16 protein-coding genes are annotated in these 15,071 nt (G+C 44.2%); 7 read left to right on the top strand and 9 right to left on the bottom strand.

Annotation, left to right across the window (positions count from 1 at the left end; genetic code table 11):
• Window positions 1-60 precede the first annotated feature (60 nt).
• The 3 genes from A9237_RS02200 to A9237_RS02190 form a co-directional block, all read right to left on the bottom strand.
• Window positions 61-1,275, bottom strand: coding sequence for an EAL and HDOD domain-containing protein (locus A9237_RS02200; RefSeq protein WP_032802676.1), 1,215 nt, complete (start codon window positions 1,273-1,275; stop codon window positions 61-63).
• A gap of 99 nt (window positions 1,276-1,374) precedes the next feature.
• A complete protein-coding gene (lpxH, locus tag A9237_RS02195) occupies window positions 1,375-2,112 on the bottom strand; it encodes a UDP-2,3-diacylglucosamine diphosphatase (RefSeq protein WP_045478685.1) in 738 nt (245 codons plus the stop codon).
• 60 nt (window positions 2,113-2,172) lie between these two features.
• Complete coding sequence (locus tag A9237_RS02190) at window positions 2,173-2,667, bottom strand: peptidylprolyl isomerase (RefSeq protein ID WP_005437228.1); 495 nt, start codon at window positions 2,665-2,667, stop codon at window positions 2,173-2,175.
• A gap of 204 nt (window positions 2,668-2,871) precedes the next feature.
• Between A9237_RS02190 and cysS the strand changes: the two genes are divergently transcribed.
• Window positions 2,872-4,254, top strand: coding sequence for a cysteine--tRNA ligase (cysS, locus tag A9237_RS02185; protein ID WP_078607499.1), 1,383 nt, complete (start codon window positions 2,872-2,874; stop codon window positions 4,252-4,254).
• 84 nt (window positions 4,255-4,338) lie between these two features.
• On the top strand, window positions 4,339-4,917 hold the full coding sequence (locus tag A9237_RS02180) for a thymidine kinase (RefSeq protein ID WP_005450744.1): 579 nt from the start codon (window positions 4,339-4,341) through the stop codon (window positions 4,915-4,917).
• 75 nt (window positions 4,918-4,992) lie between these two features.
• Here the strand turns inward: A9237_RS02180 and A9237_RS02175 are convergent, their stop codons facing one another.
• From A9237_RS02175 to A9237_RS02165, 3 genes are read right to left on the bottom strand one after another with little or no spacing between them, the layout of a single operon-like run.
• Window positions 4,993-5,631 (bottom strand): YdcF family protein, encoded by a 639-nt coding sequence (locus A9237_RS02175; protein ID WP_045413750.1) that lies wholly within the window; start codon window positions 5,629-5,631, stop codon window positions 4,993-4,995.
• Window positions 5,628-6,455, bottom strand: coding sequence for an NAD(P)H-binding protein (locus tag A9237_RS02170; protein ID WP_078607497.1), 828 nt, complete (start codon window positions 6,453-6,455; stop codon window positions 5,628-5,630). Before A9237_RS02170 ends, A9237_RS02175 begins: the two co-directional genes overlap by 4 nt.
• A 28-nt stretch (window positions 6,456-6,483) precedes the next feature.
• A complete protein-coding gene (locus A9237_RS02165) occupies window positions 6,484-7,356 on the bottom strand; it encodes a LysR family transcriptional regulator (RefSeq protein ID WP_005437248.1) in 873 nt (290 codons plus the stop codon).
• A gap of 89 nt (window positions 7,357-7,445) precedes the next feature.
• On the opposite strand from A9237_RS02165, the gene A9237_RS02160 reads away from it, so the two are divergent.
• A complete protein-coding gene (locus A9237_RS02160; RefSeq protein WP_009705768.1) occupies window positions 7,446-7,868 on the top strand; it encodes a PACE efflux transporter in 423 nt (140 codons plus the stop codon).
• A gap of 86 nt (window positions 7,869-7,954) precedes the next feature.
• On the opposite strand, the gene A9237_RS02155 is transcribed toward A9237_RS02160, so the two are convergent.
• The gene (locus A9237_RS02155) at window positions 7,955-8,191 is read right to left on the bottom strand and encodes a TIGR02647 family protein (RefSeq protein WP_005437251.1); all 237 of its coding nucleotides are present in this window, start codon (window positions 8,189-8,191) and stop codon (window positions 7,955-7,957) included.
• Between the two features lie 299 nt (window positions 8,192-8,490).
• On the opposite strand from A9237_RS02155, the gene focA reads away from it, so the two are divergent.
• Window positions 8,491-9,351 carry a formate transporter FocA gene (gene focA / locus A9237_RS02150; protein WP_009705769.1) on the top strand — a complete coding sequence of 287 codons (861 nt, stop codon included), beginning with the start codon at window positions 8,491-8,493 and terminating at the stop codon, window positions 9,349-9,351.
• A gap of 58 nt (window positions 9,352-9,409) precedes the next feature.
• Here the strand turns inward: focA and A9237_RS27315 are convergent, their stop codons facing one another.
• A complete protein-coding gene (locus A9237_RS27315; RefSeq protein ID WP_165935428.1) occupies window positions 9,410-9,547 on the bottom strand; it encodes a hypothetical protein in 138 nt (45 codons plus the stop codon).
• A gap of 248 nt (window positions 9,548-9,795) precedes the next feature.
• Window positions 9,796-10,596: an ABC transporter permease gene (locus tag A9237_RS02145; protein WP_078607495.1), complete on the bottom strand. Its 801-nt coding sequence runs from the start codon at window positions 10,594-10,596 to the stop codon at window positions 9,796-9,798.
• Between the two features lie 463 nt (window positions 10,597-11,059).
• Here A9237_RS02145 and torE point away from each other — a divergent pair, with 463 nt between their 5' ends.
• The 3 genes from torE to torA are packed head-to-tail and all read left to right on the top strand — an operon-like array spanning window position 11,060 to window position 14,963.
• Window positions 11,060-11,239, top strand: coding sequence for a trimethylamine N-oxide reductase system protein TorE (torE, locus tag A9237_RS02140; RefSeq protein WP_005450728.1), 180 nt, complete (start codon window positions 11,060-11,062; stop codon window positions 11,237-11,239).
• A gap of 50 nt (window positions 11,240-11,289) precedes the next feature.
• The gene (torC, locus tag A9237_RS02135; protein WP_038894748.1) at window positions 11,290-12,474 is read left to right on the top strand and encodes a pentaheme c-type cytochrome TorC; all 1,185 of its coding nucleotides are present in this window, start codon (window positions 11,290-11,292) and stop codon (window positions 12,472-12,474) included.
• Window positions 12,475-12,500: 26 nt separating this feature from the next.
• Window positions 12,501-14,963: a trimethylamine-N-oxide reductase TorA gene (gene torA, locus A9237_RS02130; protein WP_041055255.1), complete on the top strand. Its 2,463-nt coding sequence runs from the start codon at window positions 12,501-12,503 to the stop codon at window positions 14,961-14,963.
• The last annotated feature ends 108 nt before the right edge of the window (window positions 14,964-15,071 follow it).

Genomic DNA, 15,071 nt, shown 5'->3' with positions numbered 1-15,071 from the left:
TAAAAACAAACAACCTCACATAAGTGAGGTCGCAGGTATTCTTTGGGGCATTATAGCGGTTTAGGGCGTTTGAGACAGCAGTTCTTGAGCCCAAGCTGTGGATTGGCTAAACGCTTTGGCTAATTGTGGCTCAGTGAGTTTTAGGGCGGTACAGTATTTCTCTGTCATTTCCCAATCTGCTTTCTCGTAAGCGATGATCATAGATAGAAGGTAACCCAAAACGCCCTTGTGTCCGGTTAAGGCATGTTTGATTTCTTCATCGACTGGAATATCACTGATCACATCTTCAAGAGGTTGATCGAGGAGAGAGCCCAACAGTGAAAACATTCCAGTAAGAAACGCCTGACCAGGATCGTACTTGGTGTGCATTTGACTCAACAGAATCTCACACATCCGTGCACGTTGAATCGCTAATGAATAGAGAGAGTCAGGCTTGTCTTCATGCACCGAAGCAATCGCGACAAGTGAAATGAAACGTCTTAAACGGTCTTCACCAAGGTACACTAATGCTTGTCGGAACGATTTGATCTTCGTTGTGAGCGTGTAACCCGAGTTTACATAAGTCAGTAGCTTGTACGATAGAGTGACATCAATAGAGAACAAACGCTCGACTTCATTAAAGTCGATAGGTTTATCTGCGATCTCTTTACATAGTTGAATTACCGTTAGAAACGCGGGATTGAGGCGCTTCTTCTGAATCATTTCAGGCTTACTGAAAAAGTATCCTTGGAAGAAGTCAAAACCTGCGTCCATCGCTTGTTCAAACTCTTCATAGGTTTCGACCTTTTCGGCTAAGAAATCAATGCCAAAGTGCCCTAACGACTGAATGTAAATGGCCGCTTTTTCGATCGGTATTAAGCGAATGTCGAATTTGATTATCGCGACGTAAGGTAAAAACCGCTTCCAAGCTTTAGTTGGAACAAAGTCATCTAACGCAACGCGATACCCAGATGCATGCAGTTGTTTTATCGCATGAAGCAGTTCATCAGTCGGCTCACAATCTTCTAATACCTCAACAACTAATGATTCGTTAGGAAACAGGGTAGGAACGAGGTTAACCAAGCTTTGGTAAGGAAAATTAACAAAGCCGAGTTTGTCACCCAGAGTACTGTAGTGTGTGGTAAGGAAATGATCAGATAGAAGTCGACTAGTAGCCAGCTCAGGTTCTACTTCTGGGAAGGTATTTTTCGGACCGTCACGGAAGAGAAGCTCATACCCTATGGTACGCTTTTCTCTGTCCAATATCGGCTGGCGAGCTACGTATGAATACTTCAATGCGGTACTATGTTCTGTTTAACTGAGTAATACGATAATAGCGATTTTTTTCAAAATTTCTATGCTTTGCGCGTCAATCTTCAACACGCTCGACATGCTTTACTTCAATTCTGTGTCAAACGGTCGTGTTTGCAAGTCAAAATGGTCAGAATTTACTTTTAAAACTGAGCCTTGGGTATACCAATCGCCTAAAACAATACGAGTGTTTTTAGCACCATTTAGCTCAAAAATATGTGTATTTGGTCGATGCGTGTGACCATGAATCATCAAGTTGACGCAATTTTGAGACAATACTCGCTCAACTTCGCCTTGGTTGACGTCCATGATGTCGAGAGACTTGTTTTTTTTGTCGTCTCTAATGTCAGATTGAACTTTAGCGACAATTCTTTTCTTAACGAACCATGGAATGCGATTGAACAACCATTGTAGCCATGGCTTGTGAACGGTTTTTCTAAACTCTTGGTATTTCACATCGTCAATGCAAAGTGTATCGCCATGTAGGATTACGGCTTTTTGACCATAAAGATCAATCGTGCAGACATCATCGAGTAATGTCATTCCAGTTTCTTTGCAAAAGCGTTTCCCGAGTAAAAAATCTCGATTGCCTTGGATGAAAAAAGTTGGCACACCGGTATCCGTCAGTGCTTTAAATTCTGCGCGGATTTGGTCTGCAAAAGGGGTGTTGTCATCGTCACCAATCCAGAACTCGAACAAATCACCAAGCACGTACAGTGCGTCGGCATGGATCGCTTCATTACGCATGAACGTCACGAAACATTCCGTAATGTCTGGACGAGAAGGAGTAAGGTGGAGATCAGATATAAATAATGTCGTCATAGAAATAAGGGGAGGCTAAGCCTCCCCACAAACTTATCTCTTAATAGCAATTCTAAAGAATTACTCTTCGATTGTAGTACCAGTGATCATCACGTCTTCTAGAGGTACGTCTTGGTGCATGCCGTAAGAACCAGTGCTAACACCTTTGATCTTGTTCACGATGTCCATGCCTTCGATTACTTCACCGAATACACAGTAACCCCAACCGTCTAGGCTTTCGCTACGGAAATCTAGGAATGTGTTGTTGTTTACGTTGATGAAGAACTGAGAGCTTGCTGAATGCGGCTCCATAGTACGTGCCATAGCAAGTGTACCCACTTTGTTGCTAAGGCCGTTGTTTGCTTCGTTCTTGATAGGTGCACGTGTAGCTTTTTCACGTAGACCAGACTCCATACCACCACCTTGGATCATGAAGCCGTCAATAACACGGTGGAAAAGCGTGTTGTCGTAGAAACCGTCGCGGCAGTATTGAAGGAAGTTTGCGCTAGTTTCTGGCGCTTTCTCTTCGTTTAGTTGAATCTTGATGTCACCAAAATTAGTGTGAAGGGTGATCATGCTATTTTCCTTTACTGTGTTGTATTCAAAGAGGGATTCTAGCCTAAGTTAATACGCATGGAAAACTCAGGACAATGAAAATATACGCTTTGTGCTTGAAGTTTAGCCGATTATCGTTTTATCCGTTAATTGCTATTACCTAATAAGGTCGGAGTTGTTATACTCCTTCTTCTCGTAATTCATTCACAAGCATAGATAGAGATCATGTTAAAGATATATAACACACTCACAAGACAGAAAGAGGAATTCAAACCAATTACAGCCGGTAAAGTTGGCATGTATGTCTGTGGAGTTACCATCTACGATCTCTGTCACATCGGTCACGGTCGTACATTTGTTTCTTTCGATGTAGTGTCTCGCTACCTTCGTTACCTGGGCTATGACCTAACATTTGTACGTAACATCACTGACATCGATGACAAAATCATCAAACGTGCTGCAGAAAATGGTGAGTCTTGTGATTCACTGACTGAACGTCTTATCGGCGAAATGCATGCTGACTTCGATGCTCTGAATATGAAACGTCCTGACGTTGAGCCTCGTGCGACACAGTTCATTGCTGAAATCATCGAATTGGTTGAAAAACTAATCGAGCGTGGTTTTGCTTACGTTGCAGATAATGGCGATGTAATGTTTGAAGTTGGTAAGTTCAACGAATACGGCAAGTTGTCTAAGCAAGACCTTGATCAGCTTCAAGCTGGTGCGCGTGTTGATATCGAAACGGCAAAACGCAGCCCGTTAGACTTCGTACTTTGGAAGATGTCTAAACCGGGTGAACCAACATGGGAATCACCATGGGGTCCAGGTCGTCCAGGTTGGCACATCGAATGTTCTGCAATGAACTCGTCAATCCTAGGCAACCACTTCGACATTCACGGCGGCGGTTCTGATCTTCAGTTCCCACACCACGAGAACGAAATCGCGCAATCATGCTGTGCACACGATACTCAATACGTGAACACATGGATGCACAGCGGCATGGTAATGGTAGACCGTGAGAAGATGTCTAAGTCTTTAGGTAACTTCTTTACTATCCGCGACGTTCTAGGTCACTACGATGCTGAGACCGTTCGTTACTTCCTAATGTCTGGTCATTACCGTAGCCAGCTAAACTACAGCGAAGATAACCTGAACCAAGCACGCGCATCTCTTGAGCGTCTATACACGTCTCTACGTGGTCTGGATCTAAATGCTGCGCCAGCAGGTGGTGAAGAATACGTAACTCGCTTTACAGCAGCGATGAACGATGACTTCAACACGCCAGAAGCTTACTCAGTACTTTTTGACATGGCGCGTGAAGTAAACCGTCTGAAGACAGAAAACCTAGAGAAAGCGAGTGAGCTAGGTGCGCTAATGAGTGAACTGGCTGACGTGATCGGTATTCTTCACCAAGATCCAGAAGCATTCCTAAAAGGTGATGCAGGCGACGACGATGAAGTGGCTGAAATCGAAGCACTAATTAAGCTACGTAACGATTCTCGTGCAGCAAAAGATTGGGCTAACGCAGATATGGCTCGTGACAAGCTGACGGAAATGGGCATTGTTCTGGAAGATGGTCCAGAAGGCACAACGTGGCGTCGTAAGTAATCGAATCTTTTTAAAGGGCTGATGATTCAGCTCTTTTCTTTACAAGCTTTTATAAATTCTAAACTTTAACGAAGGTAGTGCTCTGTGGCTCAGATGTATTTCTATTACTCGGCAATGAATGCGGGTAAATCGACAACTCTTCTTCAATCTTCATTTAACTACCAAGAACGTGGCATGACGCCTGTGATTTTCACAGCAGCGTTAGATGATCGCTACGGTGTAGGTAAAGTGAGCTCTCGTATTGGTTTGCAATCAGACGCGCATTTGTTCCGTCCAGATACCAACCTTTACCAAGAGATTGCAGCACTGCATGAAGTTGAAAAACGTCACTGTATCCTAATTGATGAGTGCCAGTTCTTGTCGAAAGAACAGGTTTACCAACTAACAGAAGTAGTTGATAAGCTGCATATCCCGGTACTTTGCTATGGTCTTCGTACCGATTTTCTAGGCGAACTTTTTGAAGGCAGCAAGTACCTATTATCATGGGCAGACAAATTGGTTGAACTAAAAACGATTTGTCACTGTGGTCGCAAGGCAAACATGGTTATCCGTACTGATGAGCACGGCGTTGCAATCAAAGAAGGTGATCAAGTCGCGATTGGCGGTAACGACCGTTACGTATCGGTTTGTCGTCAGCACTACAAAGAAGCACTTGGTAAGTAAGCCAATCTAGATAAGAGAAAGCCACCGAATTCGGTGGCTTTTTTATTGTCTGATTGTTGGTCGCTGAACGAAGGATTAAGCGAGACCAAATTCGAACTTTTCTCTCAGTGCTTGGTAAGAAGATTCAACGTGAGCAGGGATTTCTTGTTCTGTTTGAAAGCCTTTTTCTGGGTAAGTCTTCACACGAGAAAAATCTTCCATCAATGCTTCCAGTACCATCATCAGGGGCATTTCTTCGTTGATGTATTCAAAGAAAGGATGCGCAGTAGAAGTCACTTGGAGTTGTGAATAAGGCGATTGCCACTGTTTTTCAAAGGTTGCAATGGCGCGTCGTTCCATAAATGGCTTTTGAACCAAGATGAGAGAATCACAGCTAATCCCTTTTTCTTTCAACAACTGTTCGGTGAAGCGAACGTTCTCGCCGCTGTTACTGGATTTTGTCTCTACTAAAATTGCTTCACTTGGCACGCCCGCTAGCTTTGCGATTTCTGCGAATGTTTCTGCTTCGCTTTTGTCAAACAAGCCATCTGTAAAACGCCCTTCGCCACCAGAAAACACAATGAGTGGCGCAAGTTTTTGTTGGTAGAGTTTGGCCGCGTATTCGGCAACACGTAAGTCATTGCTGCACATAACAAATAAGCAGCTGGCAGGTTTTAGCTCCTGCTTGAGTTGCATGTAATCCCACAGGGTTTCAATGTGTTGATAAAGCTTCATAGTGCGTCCAGCGTTGAATTGAATTGGAACTGATAGCCAAGTGCGACAAGTTTGTCTGCTAGGATTCGTTTGTCGGCGGTTTCTGTGACTGGCGGAAGTGCTATATCTAAATCGCTTTGGGTAATCGCCGCTTGGTAAAACTCTGCTTTGCTGACGGTATTTGGCGTTGTAGCGTTTACCACTTCGTTATCAATTTGATTAAGCGCGAAAGCTGTCGCGGCTACCGCATCGTTTTGATGCACCATGTTTGCAGGGGCCTTACGGCTCACTTGTTTTAATCGCATTGCAAAGCGAGAAGGGTGGCGGTCAGAGCCAATCAACCCACTGCAACGAACGATGGCATAGTCGATGCCAGAATCAATCACGTATTGCTCGGCTTGCAGCATGATGCGAGCGTTGTCTGAGAAGTGTTCGTTCGTTTGGGCTAAGGCGAGTGTGGCGTCTTCTTCTTTCATATCGACAGCAAGGTTTGGATATACCGTGGTGGAGCTCACCATGAGCAGTTTGTTTACACTGCTTTGTTTGGCTGCTGAGACTAAGCGTTGCCATTGCAGTGCGTACTCTTGCCCGTTGCCTTTACGAAATCCTGGTGGGAAAGCGCCAACAATGCGTTCAATTCGGTGTCGTTCGATAAGCTCAATAAGCTGTTGCTGTGAATGTGGTTCGTTGAGATCGAGTAGAGCAGGTTGAACGGAAGTGAGCGGGAACTCATCTAGCCTAGTTTGGCTTCGACGTGTCACCGTAACTTGATGTCCTTGGTCAATCAAAGTTTGTGCAAGTGGGGTGCCTAACCAGCCTGCACCTACGATCAATGTATTTGCCATCTGTGTGTTCCTACTGTTAGCCCTGAGATTACTCAAACAGGGTTTGTAATTCTAATCTGGCTTGTTGGTGTAGGGGATCGGAATGCCATTTCTGATGTTGTATCAAGTCAATGTTGACCTGCCAAGCCAGCTTTGTGAATTCTTCGCCAATTTTGATCAGCGTATTCGGTGCATAAGACACCAAATGCTCAGGAAGAAAGCACCAACCAAATCCCTTGTTCGCCAGTTCTAATAATATGTAGTAATCATCAGCGTACCAGATATCCGGGCTAAACGCCTGATTAAGACCGCTTACATCTTCACTCTTTGAGCGGATAACGAGTTGACGATGTTGCTTGAGTTCATCGATATTGCGGATCTTTTGTTGTGCGAGTGGGTGTTCTGAAGAGACAAATACATCAAAGCCGATATGACCTAGGTTAGATAGGTCGACGTTTTTAGGCATCTGTAAGTCACTTAATATAATGCCTGTGGTAGCACGCTCTGATTTAACCAACTCGATGATATCTGGACTTGAAGCCGTGAGACATTCCACTTGAAGATTAGGAAACTTTTGTTCCAAATGTTTTAAAGCAATGGGGAGACGGGTTAATGGAATCCCCTCATCAACCGCAAGAACGAGCTTACTCGCTGGTGCAGAAAAGAGTTGGGATGCTTTGTTATTCAGTCGATCTAGTTGGCTTAAGGTGGCGAGGGCGTAGGGCATCAACTGATGGCCTTTCTCGGTCAGTTTAGGATAGCGACCTGTGCGGTCAAACAAATCAACGCCACAATCGAGTTCCATATTCATGATGTGTTGGCTGATCACCGATTGAGCTCGCCCAAGCTTACGTGCTGCTGCCGAGAAAGATCCGGCCTCTGAAGTGGTGACGAACGCTTGCAGTTGTTCAATAGTAAACATATCGCTTTTACCGATGGTATCTAACTTTTACTTATCTAAATGATAGATAAAATGCCAGTCATTGAGTAGAACTATTTAGGTAAAACATCATGACTCGTAACGAACGTATCTTTCACGCTGTACTATTTGAAATGATTGCATTGGCGATCATCATTCCTGCGGCTTCTTTGATAACAGGGAAGGGATCGAGTGACTTGGCAGTGGTTGGTATTGGCTTGAGTCTTTACACCGTAGTTTGGAACTACATTTATAACCTGTACTTTGATAAATGGTTTGGCTCGAACCGAGAGGATCGCAGTTTAGCAATGCGAATTGGCCACACGCTTGGCTTTGAGGGCGGATTGATTTTCCTATCAATTCCGGTCATTGCGTGGTTCTTGCAAATTACTTTATTACAAGCGCTTGCATTGGAAGCTGGTTTTCTAATTTTCTTCTTATTTTATGCAACGGGCTTTAACTGGGCTTACGATAAAATTCAGCCTTTTGGAAAAATGAGAAAATTGATTGCTTAATATAGTGAGTCTAGATAAATATAATTATCAAAAAAGCCACCAAGTATGGTGGCTTTTAATTTTAGAACTTGCTTATTTATAAGAGCTTATTCTGCAGTTAGTACGCGAAGAATTTTATCGGCGTGTTCTGCAACTTCAATGCCTTCATCAGTTAGGTAACCGCCGTCCGGCTGTGTGCAAAGTTGTTTCTCATACAGACGAGCAACCGCTGCCTGCATTTCTTCTGAAGCTTCTTTATGGACTTTGATGCCCGTTGCTGCGCTGCTTAAATCGAATTGAAGAAGTAGGTTCAGTTCGGCAATGTGGTCAGCTGAATATTTCATAGATATTTCCTTCGTACTTTTTTATCCAAGCTAGTCTGAAAACTAAGGTTGAGCAATAGAAAACACTTAGAAATGTTAAGTGCCGCGCTATAGGCCTGATATAACGCGGGTTTTTTATTCTAAGGTAAACATTTGACCCAAATATTAATAATGGTTAAGACAAGAACTCATAGTTGAATTTTATCGATTACTCTCTCAGCAACAACAAATTTAGTAAACATGAAAAATAGCCCTTGAAAAAGTCTGGAAATGGAGCGATTATCCGCGCCTCGTTAATTGTTTCTAAATGTTACACTTCCATGAACTTCAATCAGTTTGACTCACTATTACCACCTCAGGCTGCTGAACGTGCCGCCGAAGTAGGTGTTGGCAAAGCAACTAAAGCTCCGATGAAATCTTTCCTGCTGGCTATTTCTGCAGGTCTTCACATTGGTATCGCTTTTATTTTTTATACAACCGTAACCACTGGTGCCGGTGATCTCCCTTGGGGCATTACTCGCCTTATTGGTGGTTTGGCATTCAGCCTTGGCTTGATCTTGGTGGTGGTAACCGGCGGTGAGCTATTTACTAGCTCGGTTCTTACGCTGGTGGCTCGTGCAAGCGGCAAGATTTCATGGAAAGCCTTGATGAAAAACTGGGTGGTCGTGTACTTCGGTAACATGGTCGGCGCAGTTTTACTGGTTGTGTGTATGCTGATCACTAAGCAATACATGTTCGACGGTGGTCAAGTCGGTTTGAACGCGATGGCAATTTCGCAACACAAACTGCATCACGGTTTCTTCCAAGCTATCGCGCTGGGCATCATGTGTAACGTTTTGGTCTGTATCGCAGTTTGGATGACGTTCAGTGGGCGCACACTAACGGATAAAATCGCAGTAATGATCTTGCCTGTCGCTATGTTCGTTTCTGCCGGCTTTGAGCACTGTATTGCGAACATGTTCCAAGTACCAATGGCGATCGGTATTAAGTACTTTGCTCCAGAATCGTTCTGGCAAATGACAGGTGCAAACATCGCAGACTATGCGGATCTGAACATGATGGGCTTCTTGGTGAACAACCTTATCCCTGTAACGATTGGTAATATCATCGGTGGTGGTGTCTTCGTTGGCATGTGGTACTGGATGATTTACCTACGTGATGAAGACAAGCATCTTAAGTAATTTTTAAAAAAGGCAAGCCCAGTGGCTTGCCTTTTTTTGATCTTTCCAACCTTAGTGTTTAAACCAACTCTTCATTGACGCCATATTCGTTTGGCGTCCAGTGAGACGTCATCTCTGAGGGTTCTTGCACTAGCCAATCCACTGGCGTTTCTAATAATAAGTCTTCGACCTTTTCTCGCGTGATTAACATATCCATGTGAGCTCTCCCGTTGTCGGTTAACTGCACTTTAGAGGAGTAAAGTGACGGTTCAATGACCAATCAATGACCATTAAATTTCTCAGAAGAGGGGTGTCCGAAATGACACTTATGTTTCTGGTTGCTTATGGGTTTTAGGGGTTTATCCACATTTTCTGTGGATAACCTGTCGCAAAGATCGTGAGTATCTATTGTGATCCAGAAAAATTCATAAAATGAGATGCTTATATGACTATTTAGTGAGCACGTTAGGCTTTCTCTTTGTTGATAAACTTCACTTTTATGCGTCCTTCTTTAGTTTGTACACAGGTAAGCGTCATCTCTAAGGTAATTGCTACCGACACACTTAGCATGACAAAAATCGCCAACATGATGACCAGTTGATACTTGATTGCCACCATAGGGCTCGCTCCTCCGAGAATTTGACCTGTCATCATCCCAGGGAGGGTCACTAACCCTGTAGTCGCCATCGAAGCAAGGATTGGAGCAAGAGATTTACGAAGCGCTTCTTGAAGGAAAGGGAAGGAAGCGTACTTAGGTGCAGCCCCAAGAGAAATGGCTGCTTCATATTCAGGTTTTCGCTGTTCGAAAGCGGTGAATAAGTTTTGTAGTGCGACGATGTTACTACTCAAGCTGTTGCCTAGCAGCATTCCCGCTAAAGGGATCATGTATTGTGCGTTATAGAAAGGCTCAGGCTTTACAAGGCCCAATGCGATGGCGGCAAGAAGTGGAAGTAAACTGCATGACAATCCAGTGATAAGGGGCATCATTAGAGGCTTTTTAGGGAGGTTTGCTTTACCCACAATTGAGCTCGCGCCAACCACCACCATAATCGCTAGCCACGCTAAGTTCACGATCAAGCTATTCAGTTCAAATAGATACTCAAGGTACACACCAACCAAAATTAATTGCACGGTCATGCGGGCAACACTGATGGCAGTATCTTTGGCTATGCCTAATTTGTATCGAGCATTAATGGTAAGGGGAACGATAAGAATCAAACTAAAAAGTGCGAGTTCAAACCAATTTATATCGACAACCTGATTCATAAACCTTCTCCCAAAATTAACCGTCTGATTTTAACGGAGCTCATTTGGTTTATGAATTGCAGAACTCTGTTTTTTTGCAATCTTATGTCCAGAAAAAAGCAGACATTTGGTGAGGTTTTATTAACATTTAGATCACAACTTCTTGTCTTTAGTCGAAAAAATAGCGATTTAGTAGCACGAAAAAATCCATAAAATTGTAAACAAAGTTAATCTTATGTTGTATTCTTAACATGTATGCAAAAGACTTATTTCTTCACATCCATTAATATTTCTTCACAAAGAATATCAATCAAACACATCTCTGGATGAGCTCAAAAAAGTGTTGGATAACAAGGGCTGGAGCGTCAGATTTGATTGAACCTTACTGTTAGTATGGTCTAACATTTTCCAATAGAGATTGTAAAAAACTTAAGCTTGGTAACGCGAGCTTTTCAATAACACTAGATACAAAATAGGCAAATGTATGAGTGATGTTAACAAAATTGAGAGTGGTGAAAAACGCTCACTGGAGTGGAAGTCTTTCCTCTTCATTGCAGTTGTTCTCTTCCCAATTCTGAGTGTGGCTTTCGTAGGTGGCTACGGATTTATCGTTTGGGCACTACAAGTGTTCTTCTTTGGTCCTCCAGGTGCACACGGCATGTAAGCCAGTGAGCTCACAACCACACTTTAGAAAAGATTTTAAGAGAGCAAATAATGAAATCATTAATCATTAAACTGTGGCGTACGATGACGCGCCCGGCAGTTCATATCAGCCTTGGCGTGCTGACTATGGGCGGTTTCATCGCTGGTGTTATTTTCTGGGGTGGCTTTAACACAGCCCTAGAAGCGACCAACACAGAAGAATTCTGTATTAGCTGTCACACAATGCGTGACAACGTATACGTTGAACTACAAGACACTGTTCACTGGAAAAACCACTCTGGTGTTCGTGCTACTTGTCCTGACTGTCACGTTCCACATAACTGGACAGATAAGATCGCTCGTAAAATGCAAGCGTCTAAAGAAGTATTTGCACAAGTATTTGGCAACTACGACGAACCGGGTGTTTTCGAAGAGCGTCGTATCGAACTTGCTAAACACGAATGGGATCGTTTCTCTGCAAACAAATCCCTAGAGTGTAAAAACTGTCACAACTACGATTCAATGGACTTCGAGCAAATGTCTCCAACAGCTCGTATCCAAATGAAGCAAGCAGCTGAGAAAGATCAAAGCTGTGTTGACTGTCACAAAGGTATCGCACACAAACTACCAGCTGGCATGGACAGCATCGGTGGTATCGTTGGTGACCTAGAAGGCATGACTTCAAACACAGATTACGGTGTTGGTCAGCAACTAGTAAGTGTTCGTCACCTACCAATCTACTTCGACGATAAAGGTACTGAAGAAGCAGGTCTTCTAAACCCTGCGTCAACAGTTAAAGTTCTTGAAGATAAAGGCGACTACGTTGAAATCGAAATCGATGGTTGGCGTAAAGCGAAAGGCTTCGGTCGTGTAATCCAAGAAGACTTCGGTAAGAACATTGCAGTAGCATCGCTACTAAAAGAAGCAGCAACAGACGCTAAAGTAGTTACTGCTGGTGAGAAGAAAGTTGATGAGCTAACTGGTCTTCCTTGGGAGAAAGTAGCTGCGAAAGTATGGATCAAGAAAGAATCTATGCTGAACGACATCAACCCTGTATGGGAAAAATCTGCAGAAGCTTACAAAACTAACTGTTCTGTATGTCACACACAACCAGCTGAAGCGCACTTCGATGCGAACACATGGCCAGGTATGTTCGACGGTATGCTAGCGTTCGTTAACCTAGATACAGACAGTGAAGCACTGATCTTGAAGTACCTACAGAAGCACTCTTCAGATTATGCTGAAGGTCACCACTAATAAGCGTCGGATTGGAGTAAATATAAATGGCTATTACACGAAGAAGTTTTCTTAAAGGTGTAGCAACCACAAGTGCAGCGTCAGTTATCGGTCCAAGCTTATTGGCTTCAGCATCTGCGAACGCAGCTGAGACTACAGGTACTTGGAAAGTAACAGGTTCACACTGGGGCGCGTTCCGCGCCCACATCTACGCGGGTAAAGTTCAAGAGATCAAACCGCTAGAACTAGACAAGAACCCAACAGAAATGTTGAACGGCATCAAGGGCATCATCTACAGCCCATCACGTGTTCGTTACCCAATGGTTCGTCTAGATTGGCTGAAGAAGCACAAATACAGCGCGGAAACGCGTGGTAACAACCGTTTCATCCGTGTTACTTGGGATGAAGCTCTAGACTTGTTCTACCGTGAGCTAGAGCGTGTTCAGAAAGAATACGGTCCATGGGCTCTACACGCAGGTCAAACTGGTTGGAACCAAACTGGTGCGTTCAACAACTGTACAGCGCACATGCAACGTGCGGTAGGTATGCACGGTAACTTCATCACTAAAGTAGGTGACTACTCGACTGGTGCGGGCCAAACCATCATGCCTTACGTACTAGGTTCAACAGAAGTTTACGCACAAGGTACGTCTTGGTCTGAAATTCTAGAGAACTCAGACAACATCATTCTTTGGGCAAACGACCCAGTGAAAAACCTACAAGTAGGTTGGAACTGTGAAACGCACGAGTCATTCAAATACCTAGCGCAACTGAAAGAAAAAGTAGCGAAAGGCGAGATCAATGTTCTTTCTGTAGACCCTGTTAAGAACAAGACTCAACGTTACCTAGAGAACGATCACCTATACATTAACCCGCTAACAGACGTAGCATTCATGCTTGCTGTCGCGCACGTACTGTACAACGAAGATCTATACGACAAGAAGTTCATTGAGACTTACTGTCTAGGTTTCGAAGACTTCATCAAGTACGTACAAGGTGAGACGAAAGATAAAGTTGTTAAGACTCCAGAGTGGGCTGCGCCTATCTGTGGCGTGAAAGCGGACAAGATTCGTGAATTCGCGCGCATGCTAGTGAACGGCCGTACACAGATCCTTATGGGTTGGTGTATCCAGCGTCAAGAGCACGGTGAGCAGCCATACTGGGCAGCAGCAGTAGTTGCAGCAATGGTTGGTCAAATCGGCCTACCTGGCGGTGGTATCTCTTACGGTCACCACTACTCAAGTATCGGTGTACCTTCAACTGGTTTCGCGGGCCCTGGTGGTTTCCCTCGTAACCTAGATACAGGTATGAAACCGAAGTGGGACAACAACGACTTTAACGGTTACAGCCGTACTATCCCAGTTGCACGTTGGATCGACTGTCTTCTAGAGCCAGGTAAAGAGATCAACTACAACGGTGGTAAAGTTAAGCTTCCAGACTTCAAGATGATGGTGATCTCGGGTAACAACCCATGGCACCACCATCAAGATCGTAACCGCATGAAGCAAGCGTTCCAGAAGCTTCAAACGGTTGTGACTATTGAATTTGCTTGGACGGCGACTTGTCGTTTCTCAGACATCGTTCTACCTGCATGTACGCAGTGGGAACGTAACGACATTGACGTATACGGTTCATATTCGAACAAAGGTCTTATCGCGATGCATCGCCTAGTGGACCCATTGTTCCAATCTAAGCCAGACTTCCAAATCATGAGTGAACTGACTCAACGCTTTGGTCGTCGCGACGAGTACACTCGTGGCATGAGCGAGATGGAGTGGATCCGCAGTCTTTACAACGATTGTAAGAAAGCGAACGATGGTAAGTTTGAAATGCCAGAATTTGATGAATTCTGGGAACAAAGCGTACTAGACTTCGGTGAAGGTAAGCCTTGGGTTCGTCATGCGGACTTCCGTAAAGACCCAGAAATCAACCCACTGGGTACGCCTTCTGGCTTTATCGAGATCACTTCTCGTAAGATCGGTCGTTACGGTTACGAACACTGTCAAGAACACCCAATGTGGTTCGAGAAATCAGAACGTTCACACGGTGGTCCTGGCTCTGACAAACACCCGTACTGGCTACAATCTTGCCACCCGGACAAGCGTCTGCACTCTCAGATGTGTGAATCTGAAGATTTCCGTGCTACTTACGCTGTTCAAGGTCGCGAGCCTGTATACATCAACCCAGCAGATGCGAAAGCAAAAGGCATTAAAGACGGTGACTTGGTACGCGTATTTAACGACCGTGGTCAACTTCTTGCTGGTGCGGTTCTAACAGACAGCTACCCACGTGGTGTTGTGCGTATCGAAGAAGGTGCGTGGTACGGTCCTCTAAACGAGAAAGTAGGTGCAATCTGTACTTACGGTGACCCTAACACACTAACTCAAGATATCGGTTCTTCTGAGCTAGCACAGGCGACTTCTGCGAACACATGTATCGTAGACTTCGAGAAATTCACTGGTAAAGTTCCACCAGTGACTTCATTCGGTGGTCCAATCGAAGTTGCTTAATCACAGCACTAAGCTTTAAATGAAATACCAGCCTTCGGGCTGGTATTTTTTTAACCAAAATTTCAGTGAGCACTCTCTCAATACCAAATCTAAGTATCTGCACGACCG

Origin of the sequence: Vibrio owensii (assembly GCF_002021755.1) — a bacterium.
Classification (GTDB): Bacteria; Pseudomonadota; Gammaproteobacteria; order Enterobacterales; family Vibrionaceae; genus Vibrio; species Vibrio owensii.
This window is presented reverse-complemented; position numbering and strand designations above follow the sequence as displayed.

Bases quoted from the DNA above. Each gene is read 5' to 3' on its own strand.
- torC (WP_038894748.1), top strand. From the start codon at position 11,290: ATGAAATCATTAATCATTAAACTGTGGCGTACGATGACGCGCCCGGCA.
- A9237_RS02170 (WP_078607497.1), bottom strand. From the start codon at position 6,455: ATGGCAAATACATTGATCGTAGGTGCAGGCTGGTTAGGCACCCCACTT.
- A9237_RS02155 (WP_005437251.1), bottom strand. From the start codon at position 8,191: ATGAAATATTCAGCTGACCACATTGCCGAACTGAACCTACTTCTTCAA.
- cysS (WP_078607499.1), top strand. From the start codon at position 2,872: ATGTTAAAGATATATAACACACTCACAAGACAGAAAGAGGAATTCAAA.
- torA (WP_041055255.1), top strand. From the start codon at position 12,501: ATGGCTATTACACGAAGAAGTTTTCTTAAAGGTGTAGCAACCACAAGT.
- A9237_RS27315 (WP_165935428.1), bottom strand. From the start codon at position 9,547: ATGGATATGTTAATCACGCGAGAAAAGGTCGAAGACTTATTATTAGAA.
- A9237_RS02165 (WP_005437248.1), bottom strand. From the start codon at position 7,356: ATGTTTACTATTGAACAACTGCAAGCGTTCGTCACCACTTCAGAGGCC.
- A9237_RS02145 (WP_078607495.1), bottom strand. From the start codon at position 10,596: ATGAATCAGGTTGTCGATATAAATTGGTTTGAACTCGCACTTTTTAGT.
- lpxH (WP_045478685.1), bottom strand. From the start codon at position 2,112: ATGACGACATTATTTATATCTGATCTCCACCTTACTCCTTCTCGTCCA.
- torE (WP_005450728.1), top strand. From the start codon at position 11,060: ATGAGTGATGTTAACAAAATTGAGAGTGGTGAAAAACGCTCACTGGAG.
- A9237_RS02175 (WP_045413750.1), bottom strand. From the start codon at position 5,631: ATGAAGCTTTATCAACACATTGAAACCCTGTGGGATTACATGCAACTC.
- focA (WP_009705769.1), top strand. From the start codon at position 8,491: ATGAACTTCAATCAGTTTGACTCACTATTACCACCTCAGGCTGCTGAA.
- A9237_RS02160 (WP_009705768.1), top strand. From the start codon at position 7,446: ATGACTCGTAACGAACGTATCTTTCACGCTGTACTATTTGAAATGATT.
- A9237_RS02190 (WP_005437228.1), bottom strand. From the start codon at position 2,667: ATGATCACCCTTCACACTAATTTTGGTGACATCAAGATTCAACTAAAC.